The sequence below is a fragment of the Pseudomonas sp. D47 genome (genome assembly GCF_045447305.1).
In the GTDB taxonomy this organism is placed as follows: Bacteria; Pseudomonadota; Gammaproteobacteria; order Pseudomonadales; family Pseudomonadaceae; genus Aquipseudomonas.
In genome coordinates this window covers 49,655-65,000 of sequence record NZ_JBJGXU010000013.1, presented here as the reverse complement: position 1 = coordinate 65,000, position 15,346 = coordinate 49,655, and the positions used below count along the sequence as shown (strand labels likewise).

The 15,346-nt window shown below is 55.0% G+C and carries 17 protein-coding genes and 2 pseudogenes; 2 read left to right on the top strand and 17 right to left on the bottom strand.

Annotation, left to right across the window (positions count from 1 at the left end; all coding sequences use genetic code 11):
- Positions 1-136: 136 nt before the first annotated feature.
- Positions 137-949: a bifunctional 2-polyprenyl-6-hydroxyphenol methylase/3-demethylubiquinol 3-O-methyltransferase UbiG gene (locus tag ACI77I_RS11845; protein WP_242155935.1), complete on the bottom strand. Its 813-nt coding sequence runs from the start codon at positions 947-949 to the stop codon at positions 137-139.
- Positions 950-1,101: 152 nt separating this feature from the next.
- On the opposite strand from ACI77I_RS11845, the gene ACI77I_RS11840 reads away from it, so the two are divergent.
- A complete protein-coding gene (locus tag ACI77I_RS11840; protein WP_242156050.1) occupies positions 1,102-2,340 on the top strand; it encodes an MFS transporter in 1,239 nt (412 codons plus the stop codon).
- A 355-nt stretch (positions 2,341-2,695) separates the two neighbouring features.
- Here ACI77I_RS11840 and ACI77I_RS11835 read toward each other — a convergent pair.
- A pseudogene (locus ACI77I_RS11835) lies at positions 2,696-2,794 on the bottom strand (DUF4113 domain-containing protein); the annotation flags it as partial.
- Here ACI77I_RS11835 and ACI77I_RS11830 point away from each other — a divergent pair.
- A pseudogene (locus ACI77I_RS11830) lies at positions 2,779-3,288 on the top strand (SOS response-associated peptidase); the annotation flags it as partial. The pseudogenes ACI77I_RS11835 and ACI77I_RS11830 sit on opposite strands and share 16 nt — an antisense overlap.
- 151 nt (positions 3,289-3,439) lie before the next feature.
- On the opposite strand, the gene ACI77I_RS11825 reads toward ACI77I_RS11830, so the two are convergent.
- The 15 genes from ACI77I_RS11825 to ACI77I_RS11755 form a co-directional block, all read right to left on the bottom strand.
- A complete protein-coding gene (locus tag ACI77I_RS11825; RefSeq protein WP_406997596.1) occupies positions 3,440-4,636 on the bottom strand; it encodes an acyltransferase family protein in 1,197 nt (398 codons plus the stop codon).
- A 127-nt stretch (positions 4,637-4,763) separates the two neighbouring features.
- Complete coding sequence (locus tag ACI77I_RS11820) at positions 4,764-5,273, bottom strand: lysis protein (RefSeq protein ID WP_406997595.1); 510 nt, start codon at positions 5,271-5,273, stop codon at positions 4,764-4,766.
- On the bottom strand, positions 5,270-5,701 hold the full coding sequence (locus ACI77I_RS11815) for a lysozyme (protein ID WP_406997594.1): 432 nt from the start codon (positions 5,699-5,701) through the stop codon (positions 5,270-5,272). The genes ACI77I_RS11820 and ACI77I_RS11815 overlap by 4 nt, the downstream gene beginning before the upstream one ends.
- A gap of 55 nt (positions 5,702-5,756) precedes the next feature.
- The gene (locus ACI77I_RS11810; protein WP_406997593.1) at positions 5,757-6,149 is read right to left on the bottom strand and encodes a tail fiber assembly protein; all 393 of its coding nucleotides are present in this window, start codon (positions 6,147-6,149) and stop codon (positions 5,757-5,759) included.
- Positions 6,150-6,159: 10 nt separating this feature from the next.
- Positions 6,160-7,407: a gp53-like domain-containing protein gene (locus ACI77I_RS11805; RefSeq protein WP_406997592.1), complete on the bottom strand. Its 1,248-nt coding sequence runs from the start codon at positions 7,405-7,407 to the stop codon at positions 6,160-6,162.
- 1 nt (position 7,408) lies between these two features.
- On the bottom strand, positions 7,409-8,050 hold the full coding sequence (locus ACI77I_RS11800) for a DUF2612 domain-containing protein (RefSeq protein ID WP_406997591.1): 642 nt from the start codon (positions 8,048-8,050) through the stop codon (positions 7,409-7,411).
- Positions 8,050-9,270 carry a baseplate J/gp47 family protein gene (locus ACI77I_RS11795; RefSeq protein ID WP_406997590.1) on the bottom strand — a complete coding sequence of 407 codons (1,221 nt, stop codon included), beginning with the start codon at positions 9,268-9,270 and terminating at the stop codon, positions 8,050-8,052. The genes ACI77I_RS11800 and ACI77I_RS11795 overlap by 1 nt, the downstream gene beginning before the upstream one ends.
- Positions 9,263-9,613, bottom strand: coding sequence for a hypothetical protein (locus ACI77I_RS11790; protein ID WP_106804530.1), 351 nt, complete (start codon positions 9,611-9,613; stop codon positions 9,263-9,265). Before ACI77I_RS11790 ends, ACI77I_RS11795 begins: the two co-directional genes overlap by 8 nt.
- Complete coding sequence (locus ACI77I_RS11785; RefSeq protein WP_406997589.1) at positions 9,610-10,317, bottom strand: Gp138 family membrane-puncturing spike protein; 708 nt, start codon at positions 10,315-10,317, stop codon at positions 9,610-9,612. The genes ACI77I_RS11790 and ACI77I_RS11785 overlap by 4 nt, the downstream gene beginning before the upstream one ends.
- Before the next feature lie 77 nt (positions 10,318-10,394).
- Positions 10,395-10,892, bottom strand: a complete 498-nt coding sequence (locus ACI77I_RS11780; protein ID WP_406997588.1) for a KilA-N domain-containing protein — start codon at positions 10,890-10,892, stop codon at positions 10,395-10,397.
- 142 nt (positions 10,893-11,034) lie between these two features.
- Positions 11,035-11,481, bottom strand: coding sequence for a hypothetical protein (locus ACI77I_RS11775; protein ID WP_406997587.1), 447 nt, complete (start codon positions 11,479-11,481; stop codon positions 11,035-11,037).
- Positions 11,482-11,572: 91 nt separating this feature from the next.
- The gene (locus ACI77I_RS11770; protein ID WP_406997586.1) at positions 11,573-12,979 is read right to left on the bottom strand and encodes a baseplate hub protein; all 1,407 of its coding nucleotides are present in this window, start codon (positions 12,977-12,979) and stop codon (positions 11,573-11,575) included.
- Positions 12,976-13,284, bottom strand: a complete 309-nt coding sequence (locus tag ACI77I_RS11765; RefSeq protein ID WP_406997585.1) for a phage baseplate plug protein — start codon at positions 13,282-13,284, stop codon at positions 12,976-12,978. Before ACI77I_RS11765 ends, ACI77I_RS11770 begins: the two co-directional genes overlap by 4 nt.
- Complete coding sequence (locus ACI77I_RS11760; RefSeq protein WP_406997584.1) at positions 13,284-13,940, bottom strand: phage baseplate protein; 657 nt, start codon at positions 13,938-13,940, stop codon at positions 13,284-13,286. Before ACI77I_RS11760 ends, ACI77I_RS11765 begins: the two co-directional genes overlap by 1 nt.
- Before the next feature lie 2 nt (positions 13,941-13,942).
- Positions 13,943-15,301, bottom strand: a complete 1,359-nt coding sequence (locus ACI77I_RS11755; RefSeq protein ID WP_406997583.1) for a hypothetical protein — start codon at positions 15,299-15,301, stop codon at positions 13,943-13,945.
- Between the last annotated feature and the right edge of the window lie 45 nt (positions 15,302-15,346).

The window sequence follows — 15,346 nt, the reverse complement described above, 5'->3', positions numbered from 1 at the left end:
CGCGCCCCTCCGAACGTGCGACAAGGTTTTCACATGGCCTTCACTTCTTGGCCTATAGGGTAAAGCCTACCTACTCCAGTGAATCACTTGGCCCGCCTCTCTTGGCGGGCGTTTTTTTTGCGCGCGGGAAAGCCGCTCAGGTGCGGCGCTGGGTGGCGGTCAAGGTAAAGCACAGTGGCAGTTGCGCCGGCTGATGCTCGTACTGGTCGTACAATTCCTCGCGATTGGAATGCGGGTACTCCTGCAGGTGCTCAATCTGCAAGTGCGCCGCAATCGCCCCGCTCACCACGCTGCCCAGGGTATGCACGTACCAATAGGACGTCGGCCCGGCAATATCTGCCTGCCCTTCGTAGACAATCGACTGCTGCAGCACGAAGGGGTCGCGCTGGAAATACGAGCTGACGGGCAACAATGGGTTTGCCGCCTTGGGATCAAACACTTCCAAAAACGGATGAGTTTCGTAGATCACCAGCGTGCCGCCGGGCTTGAGCACACTCGCCACATGGCGCATAAACAGCGCCACATCCGGCATCCAGTTCAGTACGCCAATGGTCACCAGCGCGACATCAAACCGACCGTGCAAGCGTTCAGGCAGATGATGGATATCGGCTTCAACAAATTCAGGGTTATGCGGCGACACCTCGGCCAGTTCCTGCGCTTGCTGCAGAAAAGCGCGGGATTGGTCGACACCCACCACGCTGCGTGCGCCCAGGCCGAACAACGATAGGCTTTCACGCCCATTGTTACAGCACAGCTGAATCACGTCTTTGCCGGCCACGCCGACGTCTTGCAGCAACGCGGTGATGGTCGGGTCAAGGCATGAAAAGCCTGGCTGGGCGACCGATTCGAGCAGCGCGTTCCAGGTGGCGGTGTCTTTGTGCAGCTTGGCGGAGGCGTCCCAGGCGTCTTTGTTGCTGGCGATGGCCTGTTGGGCTGAGGGCATGTCCATTGCTTCTCCAGAGAGTCAGTACAGCGGGCTTCGGAAAATAAGCCAATTGCCTGTCAGAAGAAACCCTCTGTGGCGGCGAAACTTCTATCCAAGCCTGTAGGTCACTAGCCCATTGAGTGTTCGCCCTGAGCACCCTTGTCGAAGGCAGCGCTATGGCCAATCACTCCGACCTGCGCAATACCTTGTCCTTGGACAGCTTGAATTTCTTCCTGGCGGATGTCCGCGACGGCCTCGGCCCCTACTTGGCGATTTACCTGCTGGCCGTGCACCAATGGGACCCGGCCAGCATCGGCGTGGTCATGACTCTGGCGGGCATCGCCGCCTTGCTCACCCAAGGCCCGGCGGGGGCGCTGATCGACCGCACGCGCAGCAAACGCGCGGTGATCGCGGTGGCGGCCGTTCTTGTCACCGTCAGTTGCCTGGTACTGCCGTTTGTCAGCTCATTCAGTTGGGTGGCGTTGACCCAGGCGGCCAGTGCCATCGCCGCTTCAGTGTTTGCTCCGGCGATTTCGGCCATTTCCTTGGGAATTACCGGGCCACGCGCCTTCACCCGCCGCACCGGGCGCAACGAAACCTTCAACCACGCCGGCAACGCCGTAGCGGCGCTGCTGGCGGGCGGCCTGGCATATCTGTTCGGCCCAGTGGTGGTGTTTTACCTGATGGCATTTATGGCGATCGCCAGTGTCGTGGCGGTCAGTTGTGTATCAGCGTCGGCGATTGACCACGAGGTCGCGCGGGGCTTTGACCCCGCTCACGCCCACGAACACGAACAGCCCTCCGGCGTGAAGGTGCTGCTGGCCAATCGCCCGTTGCTACTGTTCGCGATCTGCTGCGCGCTGTTCCACCTGGCGAATGCCGCGATGCTGCCGCTGGTCAGCCAGAAGCTGGCGCAGATCAACCTGCACATGGCCACGCCGCTGACCTCGGCCTGCATCGTCGCCGCGCAAGTGGTGATGGTGCCGATGGCCTGGCTGGTGGGCAGCAAAGCTGACGTGTGGGGGCGCAAGCCGTTGTTGCTGGCCGGGTTCATGATTTTGCCGCTGCGTGGCGTGTTGTATACCTTGTCCAGCGACCCTTATTGGCTGGTCGCCGTGCAGATGCTCGATGGCATCGGCGCGGGGATTTTCGGCGCGCTATTCCCGGTGATCGTCAAGGACCTGACCCAAGGCACCGGCCGCTTCAACGTCAGCCTGGGCGCACTGTCCACGGTGTTTGGCCTGGGCGCGGCACTGAGCAGCAGCCTGGCTGGTTTTGTGGTGCAGCAAGCGGGCTACAACGCGGCGTTCCTGACCCTGGCGGGCGTCGCGGCGGCGGCCCTGGCGCTGTTATGGCTGGCGATGCCGGAGACATTGACGAAACCATCGTTCGCGCGCATTACAACTGTCGCCTGACATATGCGACAATGCGCGCCAAATTCCAACACACATCCAAAATTTTCTGCTCAGCGACCGGGTTTCGCGCCTTGATGTCGCTGTTGACGCATGCCTGAAGGCTCCTGCCGCCACGCTCGCAACCCATTGATAGGTAAAGTAATTGATCTCCACAGCTAACATCACCATGCAGTATAAAATGCATTCTGGTGATTACTGGTGATCAGTGTTTACTGGCCAGAGTCATCATGAGTAATCAGTGATATAGCGCCGAATTGCATCCGCTGGTTCCAAAACTGGTCCCAGCGGGTAAATTTCAGCCCATGCTGAAACTGCATAACCCATCCCCGGCGTCCTGCCGACGAACACAATCCCCCTATTTGCATGCCACCGACCAAAGCTGATCCAGCCTGGTCGTATAGCTCTGACTCATCATCTCCCGGCGCATTCCCCAGTCGGGGATGGCGGCCGCACTGGGCCAAGGATAGAGCAGCGCCAATCAACGCCCGCGTGGAAAAAGTGGCCCACGGGCCGTTCTTCCGGGCGATCTGGCCACACAGGGCGATCACTCCCGTAGACGGCTGGTTTGAGTGGGTCGATGAAGGCGGCCCGAAGAAGCAACCCTATCTGATCCGCAGGCGAGACGGAGCGCCAGTGCTGTGTGCTGCTATCGGCCAACTGCCTGACGCCGACGAAGGCCCTGGTGAGCATGATGGCTTTGTGATCATCACCGCCGACAGCGCCGGTGGCATGGTGGACATTCACGACCGTCGGCCCGTGGTGTTGATGCGGGAGTTGGCAATGGAATGGTTGGACCCGGCAACGCCCAAGGAGCGCGCTGAGCAGATGGTGCTACAACAGGGCGAGCCTGCCGAGGTGTTTGAGTGGTTTAAGGTCGACTCAGCCGTTGGAAATGTTCGGAACAAAGGGCCTGCACTGATCCAGCCTATCAGCGCGCAACAGCCCTGACATAAGCCTGGCACGCCCGCAGCGCGATCACCTACTCAGGGAGAGTCGGCGGCTGCGACTTGAGGCGAGCCGCGACCAGCCAGTCAGCAGCCCGTAACTAAGCCCCAGCGAAATCACCAACGCGCGGAGTTCTTCCTTTAAGTATCAGAAATTAGATTGCGGCACCTGGCACAGCAAACCTTTTGTCAGCAAATTTTTTTCTGATAATCCGCTGCATCGGCAACTCAAAAAAGTTATAACTTACCAGGCACATCGGCACAAGAACCGCAAAAAATAAAAGCATTGTATAGCCACTATAAAAAAGCTCGCGATCAATGCCAAACGCCTTAAATATCACAAAGAACACAATCTGTAGCGGAAAATGCAATAGATACGATGAGTAGCTCAAATTTCCGATTGATGAAAATCGTTTACCAAGACCGCCGCTCCACATATCAACAAGCGCAAGTGCCAGCATTGAACAGGGAAAGAGCAGGCCAAAGACTGACAAATGTGAAAGCCTATAAATAATCCCTGGAATGACAAACCAATATCCTTCAGGAACTACAACTCTTAACAACTGATCTAGCCCGGCGCTAAAATAAGAATATTCATACTCAATGGCAAATCCGACCCATAGCAATATAGAAAAGACTGCAACGATTACCGAAAATGTTTTCGCACGAACACAAACTGCGACATTGGAATAAATCCAGAACGTTAACCCCCCAATGAAAAAAGAGAACACCCCACGCCCTAGCTCTGGTGCAAGTTCCTTGATAAGCATCCCAGCGATTGCGCATGCGGCGGCAGCCATATACCTCTTACTAAAAGCACGACAAACTAAAAAAAACATGAGATACAAAAAAACCTCAACAGATACAGACCATGCTGGTCCGTTAAATGAGTACCCCGGCAGAGCGCCCCAGCTGCTAGCTAAAAACAAATTCATTATCGCGCGATACACGTCATTATTTTGATATACAAAATAACTACCAGTATCAGCATATAAGAAAAACTGCACTAACAACACAAATATAAAAGTCACAAAGTGCAGCGGATACAATCTGGAAAAACGAGCAACAAAAAACGTCCATCCGCTCACGCTTTTTCTAGCGACCGCCTCAGAATAAAGCCAATAGAAAACAAACCCAGACAGAGAGAAGAAAAAATCTACAGCCATCCATCCGTAATTATAAAAAATCGAAAATACACTATAGAGTGGCTGATCTTCAATTCGATATGTCGACGTCACACCATCAACATAAAGAAGGTGTTGCCAGTGCCAAAGCACAACAATTAGCGCCGCCAAACCGCGAATTATATCTAGCGAATAAAGGTGCTTTGGCAGTTGCTTGCTATACGGCATATTTATCCCTAACCCCAAACAACCTAGACTTTTTCACAAATATTACATTAAATACAATTAATCTTGAAGCGAATTCAAGGTCGCATGATGGTGTCAGGAGGTCGACCCAATCAGGTCGACCTCGCCGCTACTTCAAGGTTGAAACACCTCTCGCGTATGCCTGGCACGCCCGCAGTGCGATCACGGCGTTATCCCCGTCGTCGGTGATGGCGATAATTCGTTGAGCATGCGCTGGGTCAAGTTGGGCTCTACGGGCTGCATGAACCACGCCGACGGCGTCGGGGGCGGCAGGCACGTTGCAGCCAATGGCTGGATCCTCGGCAAGGAGGACTGACAGCCGGACATCAGCAGTAGCAAGGCGATCGCGAAGGAGTGCAGTATTTTTCTGTGCATCACTAAATTCCTTGAAATGCGCTTCGTCTAAAGATTGAAGACGGCTCTCTAGGCCCAGGCGCCTATCTTGCTCAGCAAGAACCTGTGCTGCTGCAGCATTGCTAATCGCGGCAAGGTCATCCTTGTGCAGGCTGGCTTGCTCAGCGAGCTGCTTCCCGTAGCGCCAGTCCTGCACCTTCCATGTCGAAAAACAAGCAATGACCACGACCAGCAGCAAGCACGCCAGCTTTTGCGCGGGCGTCATACTGCCCCCAAGAACATCGCCCGCTCAGCAGCACGACGCTTGGTCAGTCCTGCCAATACTTGGCCGCCCGCCTTGTTCCAGCGCGGGAACTGATCCGCAGCGCCAGCATAGTCGCCGGCGTTGAGCAGTTTCAGCAGCGTCGACGAACCCAGGTTGGCCGCGCCCAGGTTGTAGGTGAAGCTCATCAGTGCATCCCACTGAGGCTGGCTCAGCGGCACCTTCACCAAGCGCTCAATCTCGGGCTCGAACCGGCTGATGTCGTTCACCAGCATTCGCTCGGCCTGCTCGTTGGTGATGGTCATCCCAGCAGTAACACCGCGAGTCGCGCCGTAGCCGATGGTCCACACCCCCACGGAGTCTTGGTAGGACTTGAGCCGCAGGCCCTCGAACGATTTGATCAGGCTTACGCCCTTTTGCGATGTGCGCATGCTTTTCTCCAGGCGAAAAAAAACCGCTCAATGGCGGCTGGCTGTCATGTCGACATCATTCGCCTGGCGGCGCTGGCCAGGTGATGCTGTTGGGATACTTAGGCTGATCAGTCACCCGGTTTACGGCAACTCGATACTGTTTCCAAAGCTTGAGACTATCCTTGTCATCCCCGGTTGCGCTTTCGAGGTCAACAGCATCCTGCAAAGGTGCGATACGAAGCCCGGCAACCGCCAACAGCGAATCGCGCTGGGCATTTGCTGCGGCGAGAATATCTGCGGGGGTTTTTTCCAGCGGCACCAGACACGGCTTGCCATCGTCACCGATAGTAATCACGTTTCCTTCAGACTGCCCATCGATCAGCACACAATAGTCATCATATGAAAGCTTAATCAATCCCTTTCCGCCTTGAAGATAAAACCCGAAGTTCTTGGGGTCGAAATAGTACATAGATAAATCCTCAGTAGCCTACGGCTAACCATTTCATCGAGAGGCCATTGGCTGTGCCGTTACGCAGTCTGTACTGCGAATTAGACACGACAAATGCAGATACTTGACGCTCTCCATCAGCACCTGGACTGTTTGAATCGATCTGCGCTGTAGCCCCCAAATAAGTGCATGCGTTTGCAAAAGCTAGCGGAAAGCTATTTGTTGAGTTGGATCCATTCACTGACCCCCACTGAATGGTCAGGCCGCCAAGCCACGATGGAAATTTCACGTAACCGTTAGTACCGAAAGAGGCGACAAATCCAGACCTAAGTTTCTTTGGTGTGACTGTCGTTGTGTCATCGGTGCCTGTATCAGTCTGTGATTGAGTTGCAAACTTTGCAGCGCCTAGGACCAGCTCTGTGGCCTGCTGCACCACTCCAGTCGCGAACCAGCTCGTGCCATTGTTTGAAACGAGAGTTACAGACATCCCCTGCGCCAGATCCATTGTCGGGCTATTGCCTGAGGTTGCTATGTCATCAGATCCAGCACAAACAATCTTCATTGTTCCAGGGAAGTAGTTGAAAAATGTGAACGTCGAAGACTCTGGTGCGCTCGACACCAATGGTAGCTGCACATTGAATGCCGTGTTGCTAAGGCCTATTAATATGGATCCGGCATGAGTGGCTGCGGAAATTGTTGTCGCACCACTCAGGTAAAACATTGATCGGTATTGCAGACCATTCGAAATAGTAGGCAACTGACTTAGTAAAATAAAGTCAACACCATCGTATAGAATATCGCTGTTTTGGCCAGCTGAAAAAACAGCAGCTACTTTTGCACCTGTCGAGTTATATTGCTTGAGGTTTATTGCGCCACGCCCGGATACGTTTATCGTTGGGTTTGCGCCGCCACCAACGTTAAACGTTACATTGAACCGCAGTTTTGCGGCATATGCGGAAATAGCCGGCACTGGCGTCAGGGTGAGCGCTGTAGCCGTGCCGCCGGTTGTGAATGCCTGCGCGACCTGGTTTTGTGACAGTTGCAACAAGCTGTCGAAAAATTGCGATGCTCCTACCTTGTCCACCAGGCCATTGGGGCCAACCCCAGAGGCTGAGATGATGGATTGAAAAAACCCTTCCTTATCGTTAGCCCAGTCCTGCTCCAAGTAAGATCCGTCTTTAGAATCTGGCGTAGTGCGGTTCTTGAACGACCCTGCAGGGTAGCCTGCGGAGGGGCTGTTGAACCGACCCGGGTATCGCTCATTAAGTTTAAGTGCCATTTTACGCCCCTATATATCCTGCAAATTCTGATTGTTCATCACCGAATTGGTCCTCTAAATCGCCGAACTCGACCATTTTGAACCCTTCAAGGAATCCGTTAAATTTCACTGCTTGCGGCTTTGGTACGAGGCCGGCATTGAGCAGGGCGAACCGCTCAAGGTCGGTGATCTGCCCATAGAACTCGATGCTGAACGACATATCCTCGCCGTCGGTGACGCGCAGAACCTGCGCCTTTGGAAGGAGGAAATTCATCCCGTCGAGGATGTTCTCGATCGTCGCGTCCCCGTTGTTCTTGACGATCTTGGCCTTGATGACCAATCGATATAGGTCGTCTGAGAGTTGGCCGTCTTGATCAATAGTTAGAGCACTGAACATAGCCTCGTCGTCGCCAAACTCATCGCCGTCTGTTAGATCAAACAGGCCAGGGTTCATCGGCATCGAGTCTACAAAGCTCCGCGGCGCCACGACGATCCTGCCGATGACGCTCAACTGTTCTCCGGCAGCCGTGTCGATGTCGTAGCTCTTGCGCACAGCCTCAGCTGCCGCCTCAATGCTCCCGCCAAGTGCCCTGGCGATTGCATACCAGGCCACGGCCTTTGGCTTGTCGCGATACTGCGCGTAAATGCGGTCCGGGATGTTCATCACGTGATCACTACGGTGATATTGCTCTCCGTCCACCTGGACATCTGGTTGTAGGCAATGGCGACGTTGGCTTGGCCGCCATTGAGGCTGGACGAAGGTAAGTCAACGTAGCTGTCACCGTAGGAGCCGATGACCTTGTTGACCGGCGTGAAGATCGTGCTGAAGGGCACCGTCTCGCCAATGTCGAAGCCATTGATCTTGAAGCCGACATCTGCTGGGATAAGGTCTCCGGCGGCGTACTCCATCATCGCCTCCTTAATAAGCTGATCGGCGTTCGGCGGAAGTGATCCGTCGTTGACGACATGGATGACTGGGTGCATGTCGATGTAGATGGGGCGGCTGGCGCGGATCACCTTCTTGTTAGCTGGGTATTTCGGCGACGTCACCTCGACCTCGAACGGCGTGCCGGCCTGGTACAGCGGAGGACCTGGGTTCTTCTTCAGATAGATCGCCATGGCGATATCTTCATTGGTGCCGCCGTCGACGATAACCGCATAGGAGTTTTTTGGCATCCCGTGAGGGTTATCCGCCGAAACTGCTGAGCTTCCGGTGTCGTTCTCATAGATCTTGACGCGGCGCACGCCAGGTACTGCGTACAGTTCACCGTAAGTAGAGTCGATCTGGTTGTTTCCAGGCTTGCCCACTGCTGTAGCGCGGGTGACGCGCAGCTGCTCATCGCGCTGGCCGTCAGTACCTGGCGTTGCCGGCGCAGCGTTTGTAGCGCTTGCCAGGCCTGCCACCACGTCCACGATGCGGGTGATAGTTCCGGCGTCAGCCTGGGTAGGGCCTACGACTGTGCAAGTCGCATTGACGGTCGCCGATCCAAGCGAATCAGCTGTAACAGTCTGGTCCGTGGCCCAGCGGCTTCCGGTGGTGATCGACTCAAATCGGTTGCCAGCCAGAATAACGGTGCCTGGCGTGGCGATGAATGTTAGCGGGGTATTAGACCGCGACCCACCAGAGCGGATGGTGCCAGTGAGAGAGCAAACGATATCCAGATCATTACCCTTGGCTTTGTTAGGATCTTTCGAGTTGTAGGCCTGCTGCAGCGTCTCGTCGAGCGCGTAGAAGATCTCCGAGTCGTGCGCCATCTTCAGGCCGTCGGGCGTGGACGGGTCAAGATTCCACAACGGGTCGATATTCAGGTAGAACTGCCGCTCCTGGGCGAACCAGTCGTTTTGGGTCTGTAGCACGTAGCCGGTAGAAGTCAGGCTAGCCATTCAGTGTTACCTCTTCCAGGCCGAACTCGGTGAGAATCCCAGCGGTGACGCTGTATTTGCGGTTTTCGATATTGAAGTCAGCGGAGAAGCTGGTAAGCCGGATCACGCCGGGGGTGTTGGCGATTCGCGCCCTTAGTGCAGCCTCGGCCGTCGATAGGCTGGTGAACTTGCCCAGGATCTGCTCGTACCACGGCGTGCCATCGGTGATGTCCCGGAAGTACTCGCCCAGAAACAGGCGCAGCCGGGTGAGCACGGTTTGCGCCACCTCGGACTGCCCGGTGATGAACTGCTGCCCGCGCGTCACGATGTCACCTGTTTCTTCGTCCAGTCTGCGTACGGTCATGGAACTGGAACTCCGCTTGTCCCGGAGCCCGGGGTTACACCGCCATGGCGATGCGTGTTGAGGTTTGTGCCGATGGCGGTGATGACATTGCCGTCTGGTGTGATCTTCAGCCCGTTGATCAGGAACGTTCCGTCAGCCTGCAACTGGAAGCTGCCGGCGCCGTTCTGCATCAGGGTTGTTCCGTCGGCCCGAACATCGAACTTCGCAACCCCGTTATCCATGGAGATGCTGTTATCGCTCTTCAGCCATACGAACTGGGTGCCGGCACGGTTGCGCATCCTCACGCCGTTGTTCTGGAACGCCGGCAGCACGTTCGGCTGGGAGCGGAATCCAGGCAGGAACATGGCGTCCTGCATATTGTGGAAGCGCCCCCTGGGGTTGGTGGCCACCCCGCCGCTCTGCACCCATCCATCAATGCAGCGCTGGGAGAACAGGATGTCACCTTCGCAGCCCGAATCAATCTGGTATTCGATTGCGAAGTCACCGCCAGGGAAGTAGACAGGAACCTCGACAATCGGCGGGATCGTGAAGGTGGCGTCATTGACATCAACCCTGAGGATTCCAATCTGCACCTGCGCTCGCTGGGTCAAGGGATCGAACGTCAGCACGTGCCCGGGAATAGAGGTGCACACGTCTTTCATCAGCTCGCCAAAAGCATTTCGGATCAGCTTCTCGTTGCGCGCCCGGCCTTCTGTCTCGATCATAGTATTGCCTCGCTATTTTCAGCGCTCCAGAAACAACGAAGCCCGCACTAGGCGGGCTATTCGTCGGGGAGGATCGGTTACGCGGCGTCGAGACCGAGGACCATCTGTAAGCGGTCACGCATCTCGTCTACGCGATGCTCCAGCGAGGGCTTCTTGCACTTCCAGTTGGCCAGCCCTTTGCCGTGTAGGCTGGCCAGTTGGCGGCCATCCTCAAGCTGCTTGCAGGCCTGGTCGAACAACTGCTTTTCGCTCAGCTCGCCACGCAGCAAGGCGTCAATGTGCAGGTCGCACCAGACGCCAAAATCAACATCCAGCCAACGGGCAAATACAACCGCCATTTTTGGATGCAGCCACGTTCCGCCCTTCCTTCCCCGCTCCGTCTGAATTAATTCACACCGATTGGTGGTATTTAAATGACGGCCCAGTGAATCAAGATAGGCCTGAGTTTCTGCTGTTTTTAGCCACACATCGAGACGCTTTCCGTGATGCTTGGCGATCTCCGTGGCATTGATCCAGCCATCGCTATTGAAGCGCACTGCACTTCCTTGGTAGTGAAACGGAATCACGTTGTTCATGGTCATTCCCTACGATGTCCTGAAATTGGGTGGTGGCGACAACGGCTCAGGGAAACCGATTTCGGATGCCTCCTAGTCGCCACCGGTAAAACTCGGGCATTAAAAAACCCGCCGAGGCGGGTTTAGGGGTTGTTCGTAGTATCTACATTGCCGATTCGGCGTCGATCATGGACTTCTTGGTAGCTTCGAAATTTTCGCTGTTAAAGCTCAGAACTTGCGCATAGTTCATTTTAACCACCGTAGGCTTCGTCGTTATCTCTCTAGTAAAGTACTCTTTCCCATTTTCTGTTTCGGGCTTGAGAGCGCGAATTCCTGCAATGCAAGTCACGGTAAACTTAACCATTTTTCCATTTACGCTAAACGCGCCAGCAGACTCGGGGCCGTAATCTGAGCCATTCGTGCAGAATCTACCCGTCAAGTCCATTAGTGCCACTGTCAACCTTCCATCTTTGATGGCTGCGGTCGCTGCAATTTTCACTTTTTCAGCTGGCGAAAGTATGTTGAATCCTGGCGCATACTCAAGCCAATTATTGGCGCTCGCCGCAAATGAGCCGACAGAAAGAATTACAAAAGCAAGAATTCGTTTCATTTATAGCTCCGTGCATAGAAATCTTCGTAGCCAAGACTGTATCAGAACTCTGATCCTTGACCTATTCCCGATCCTCCTTGGGCTGTCCGTCTTACTTGACGAAATTACCGCCTTTTTTGAAAGCCGCATTTACAAATACGAGACAATCCCCTCGGGTGATGTAGCCTTTATTGCCGATATCAAGATTCTTGTTCTTGTCATACGGGGTGTCCGCGCTCGTAAATAACACATACGAATCCGGCTTTCCGATACCTGCCTTCCAGAAAACAGCCATGTATGCGTCCCCAAGGTTTCGCATTCTTCCCGAGAAAGGCTTGTAGTACTTTTCCACCCAATCAAGCTGCTCCACTGCTGACATGCGAGCCAGGCGTTGCGTGGTCGTGCCAAGGTATCTAGCTGTCGATGGGACAAATTGGATCAACCCTATAGCTCCGCTTCCAGCTCCGTTTAGCACGCCAGGCTCAAATCTTTCCTTCGTCTCGAAGGCCATCACCGCCATCAGCCAGTTAGGGTCAACGGACAGCCCTCTTGCGATAGCGATCACCTTCGCCCTGAAAGCCTCGTCAACACGGGAACCCCAGATCAGCTTTCCATTCGCTGGAGTGGATACAGATGTCAGGTTGGGCTTCGTTCCCCAGCGGATTCCGTCGATGTCCATCTTCCACGTGTCGCTGTGCGAGTCGCCCGAATATCTCAGCGCAAACACGTTGTACTCACCCACAGGTTTAGCCTCTGGCTGGACCTCCTGAAGGTATAGGTTCCCCGTGTTGTATGTGGCGAACTCACTTGTCAGGTCGATGACGCCACTTACCATAATCGATGGATTTAGTTGCGCAGCGACGGAGATTCCAAGGCCGCTCGGGCCTAAACCTATCTCTGGAATTCCGATCATGCCGGTAAGCTGATTGATCTTAATCGCCGTAGAGTTCCGCTTCATTTCCGGCTTGGTTACGTACATGCGGCCCATGTGCTGGAGCCAGACGAAGCCGTAGTCGACAGCCAGGTTATCCATGGCCTTGGGAATGTCACCATCAATGGTGCATCCGCGCGTCATAGGCTGGTCATTCGTGAACTGCGTGTCATCCATATCTACAGGGATAGGCCATTGCCTGGCCAAATCCCGAATGACCTCTTCGACTCTTGCGCCGGGGCCTAGGCATGTCTGCGCCGAGCCACGATCAACCGCCGCCGATCCGGATCTGCAAATCAGACGAGTGATGATTTCCGGGGCGCCAGGCTCACGCTCACGCAGGATGTTGGTTACGGTGCCGTTGAAGATAGCATCAATGCTGTCCGTGTAGCCGGCCCTCAGGATGATTCTTGCGCCGTTCGCGATACCCGATTCCTTTTTCAGGTTGTAGATGCGAATGTCGGCATAGGACACAGAGCTTCCGGGCGACACGTCAATGTTGAACTGGATGCGGAACTGCGTAGAGCCGGATTGCAGGCTGATGTAAGGCTCGTCGTTGATGTCAACGGACCATGCTCTCGATCTCATATTTCCACCACGGGAGGTATCCAGACGAGGAAGTTGTCGATGCCAAGGTTGTCCAGGGTCACGTCTTTACCGGTGAAGACCAGTTGGCCTATGCCGGTACGGTAGCTCTGGATAACATCGCTGCCAGGCTCAAGCATGACGCCTACCGCGAGCCTGACCCCGGCGCGCACAAGGTTCATCGACCATGCAGGCGTGTCGAGATACGAAACAAAGTCGATCTCAAACGAGATGAGGCTATCGCCAAGCTGAACGCTGAACCTCTGGTGGGCATTAGCTACTCCAGCCGTTAAAGGGATCGTGACCATCAGATGACTCCGTCGAGAATGCCGTTCACCGCATTTGTCACGCTTGCGGTGGCCTCCTTGGCAATCAGCTGCCCTTTGTTTACAGCTCTTGTCAGGGCGCTCTGAGACGGGTCTCCAGCCCTAAGCTGATGGGGCCAGCGGTCGTTGCCTGAGGCGAGCCGATCAAGCTGAATAACCTCCTGCAATTCTGCGACGAACTCTAGTCCACCCTCGTTGCGCGGCTCCTTGGTCCGAGATAGGCGAGTGATCGCCATATTCCTGAGGATGACTTCGCCAATATCAACGTCGAATGGCTCTTTCTTGCTCATCAACTCGACAAGGAGGCCCAGCGTAGAGCTCGCCCTCGTATCATCGCTGCCCGCTAGGAATCCAGCTGAAAGCCCGGCAACCCCCGCTATAAATGGGTTGTCGGTCAGATTGGAAAGCGCGCCGCCAAGGAAGTCCGTCAGTTGAACCTTGACCGGGTTGTTGCTGATTGCTCCGGTCATGGTCCACTTGAAAGGGTTGAGGATTCGATGATCCGCAACCCGCACCCCGCTCTCAATAGGGAACGTGGTGATGGTTACGCTGGACTCAAAAGTATCCTCAAGAACTGCGTCAAATGAGTAGCTAGCAAGGGTTGGAGCTTGCCGAGTAAAGATATTAACAATGCTCATGGCTAGCGCCTCGTAGTTGACCTTAGGTCGCCGTCCGCCTCGTAGTTCTGGCGTTCGTTGACTTGGATTATCCGGTTGTCCAGGGTTTGGCCGTCAATCTGAAGCGTTACCCCAAGCTGGTTGTTAACCTTGATCGGGGATCTGCTGAGCACACCACCAAGCGCTTCTGCATTTGCCTGGATGTCCTCCTTGCGCGAATAGCTCGATTCTGGAGGAAGGCTATCTGCTGCTGATCTTTCGCCATAAATGGCTTCAGGTGGCGTGCTAACCGACGGGCTGGAGCTGACTTTTGATTGGGCTTCCTTGTTGAAGGCCAAGTTTGATAGGTCTACCGCCCAGCCAAGCCCAATGTCGCGGGCCCCATTGTCTATGGAGTCGCTAAATTTTCTGTAACCCTCATGGCTCTCAAGCTTGTCGAAAATAGAGTCCGTGGCCATGTACGAGCCGGAGGCAATAAGCCCCGTCATCCCCGTCTTGCTGGCAGCCGTACCGAGGCCCTTCATTCCAAGAAAGGAGAGTATCGATCCGCCAATCACTGCGCCCGTGCTAGCACCAAGAGCTGCCGAGGCGGGCTCTTCAGCGGCGTAACCAATAACCTTGCTGATCTCTTCGCGGTGTTCGTCGAGGAATTTCCCCATCCACTCGCTAGCGCCGATCAGGCGGGGCATGAACTTCTCGGACAGCTCGTTGGACATGCCCTCGAATTTCTGGCCGAGTGCCGTGTTGCTTTCAGCAAACCTCCGCGCGCTTTCAGTCATCTGGTCAATGGAGCCGGTGTTGCTGGCAGCCTGCGCCATTTTTTCGTCAGCCCCTCCCCTATTGAGAAACCTTGCGGTGCCATTCGAAAAGCCCAAAGTGGACTGAACCTGAGCCCTCTGACCCTCGTCTGGTTTTCTCTCCTTGTACTGCCTCTCCAGCTCTCTATAGAGATCCATTCCGTCACCGTATTTTACGGTGCGGGTTAGTGCGCCAACGTCCATGCCGGCCTTCGCGAGAGGGTCGAGCGCCCCGTCGTTCCCATTAAGTCTGAAGTTGTTCTGGAACTCTTCAAGCCTTTTGAGCGCGTCGTAAGCCTCCGATGCCTGGCCGCCCATAAGCTCAACTGCGTTTCCGAAGTTGTAGACGGTGTTTACCGGGGTGCGCATGTTCTGCGTTGCAGACGCTAACTGGTCAATTTTGTTTGACGTGCTGACAATGATCGCAGCACCGACTCCGAATGCCCCAATAAGAGCCGCAGACATGCCAAGAGCGCTAGACTTAACGCCTTGCAGACTGCCCTGGATCTTCTTGTCGCCAGCCTCTAATCCCTTGGTATCCCAACCGATGCCGATCAGGAACGACTTCAGTACCTTGCTAGCCATTCTTCGCAGCCTCGTATTGATCCCATAGCTCATCTAGGGTCTGGT

Excerpts from the sequence above, each read along its gene's own strand:
- ACI77I_RS11845 (WP_242155935.1), bottom strand. The coding sequence starts at position 949 with ATGGACATGCCCTCAGCCCAACAGGCCATCGCCAGCAACAAAGACGCC.
- ACI77I_RS11840 (WP_242156050.1), top strand. The coding sequence starts at position 1,102 with ATGGCCAATCACTCCGACCTGCGCAATACCTTGTCCTTGGACAGCTTG.
- ACI77I_RS11825 (WP_406997596.1), bottom strand. The coding sequence starts at position 4,636 with ATGCCGTATAGCAAGCAACTGCCAAAGCACCTTTATTCGCTAGATATA.
- ACI77I_RS11820 (WP_406997595.1), bottom strand. The coding sequence starts at position 5,273 with ATGACGCCCGCGCAAAAGCTGGCGTGCTTGCTGCTGGTCGTGGTCATT.
- ACI77I_RS11815 (WP_406997594.1), bottom strand. The coding sequence starts at position 5,701 with ATGCGCACATCGCAAAAGGGCGTAAGCCTGATCAAATCGTTCGAGGGC.
- ACI77I_RS11810 (WP_406997593.1), bottom strand. The coding sequence starts at position 6,149 with ATGTACTATTTCGACCCCAAGAACTTCGGGTTTTATCTTCAAGGCGGA.
- ACI77I_RS11805 (WP_406997592.1), bottom strand. The coding sequence starts at position 7,407 with ATGGCACTTAAACTTAATGAGCGATACCCGGGTCGGTTCAACAGCCCC.
- ACI77I_RS11800 (WP_406997591.1), bottom strand. The coding sequence starts at position 8,050 with ATGAACATCCCGGACCGCATTTACGCGCAGTATCGCGACAAGCCAAAG.
- ACI77I_RS11795 (WP_406997590.1), bottom strand. The coding sequence starts at position 9,270 with ATGGCTAGCCTGACTTCTACCGGCTACGTGCTACAGACCCAAAACGAC.
- ACI77I_RS11790 (WP_106804530.1), bottom strand. The coding sequence starts at position 9,613 with ATGACCGTACGCAGACTGGACGAAGAAACAGGTGACATCGTGACGCGC.
- ACI77I_RS11785 (WP_406997589.1), bottom strand. The coding sequence starts at position 10,317 with ATGATCGAGACAGAAGGCCGGGCGCGCAACGAGAAGCTGATCCGAAAT.
- ACI77I_RS11780 (WP_406997588.1), bottom strand. The coding sequence starts at position 10,892 with ATGAACAACGTGATTCCGTTTCACTACCAAGGAAGTGCAGTGCGCTTC.
- ACI77I_RS11775 (WP_406997587.1), bottom strand. The coding sequence starts at position 11,481 with ATGAAACGAATTCTTGCTTTTGTAATTCTTTCTGTCGGCTCATTTGCG.
- ACI77I_RS11770 (WP_406997586.1), bottom strand. The coding sequence starts at position 12,979 with ATGAGATCGAGAGCATGGTCCGTTGACATCAACGACGAGCCTTACATC.
- ACI77I_RS11765 (WP_406997585.1), bottom strand. The coding sequence starts at position 13,284 with ATGGTCACGATCCCTTTAACGGCTGGAGTAGCTAATGCCCACCAGAGG.
- ACI77I_RS11760 (WP_406997584.1), bottom strand. The coding sequence starts at position 13,940 with ATGAGCATTGTTAATATCTTTACTCGGCAAGCTCCAACCCTTGCTAGC.
- ACI77I_RS11755 (WP_406997583.1), bottom strand. The coding sequence starts at position 15,301 with ATGGCTAGCAAGGTACTGAAGTCGTTCCTGATCGGCATCGGTTGGGAT.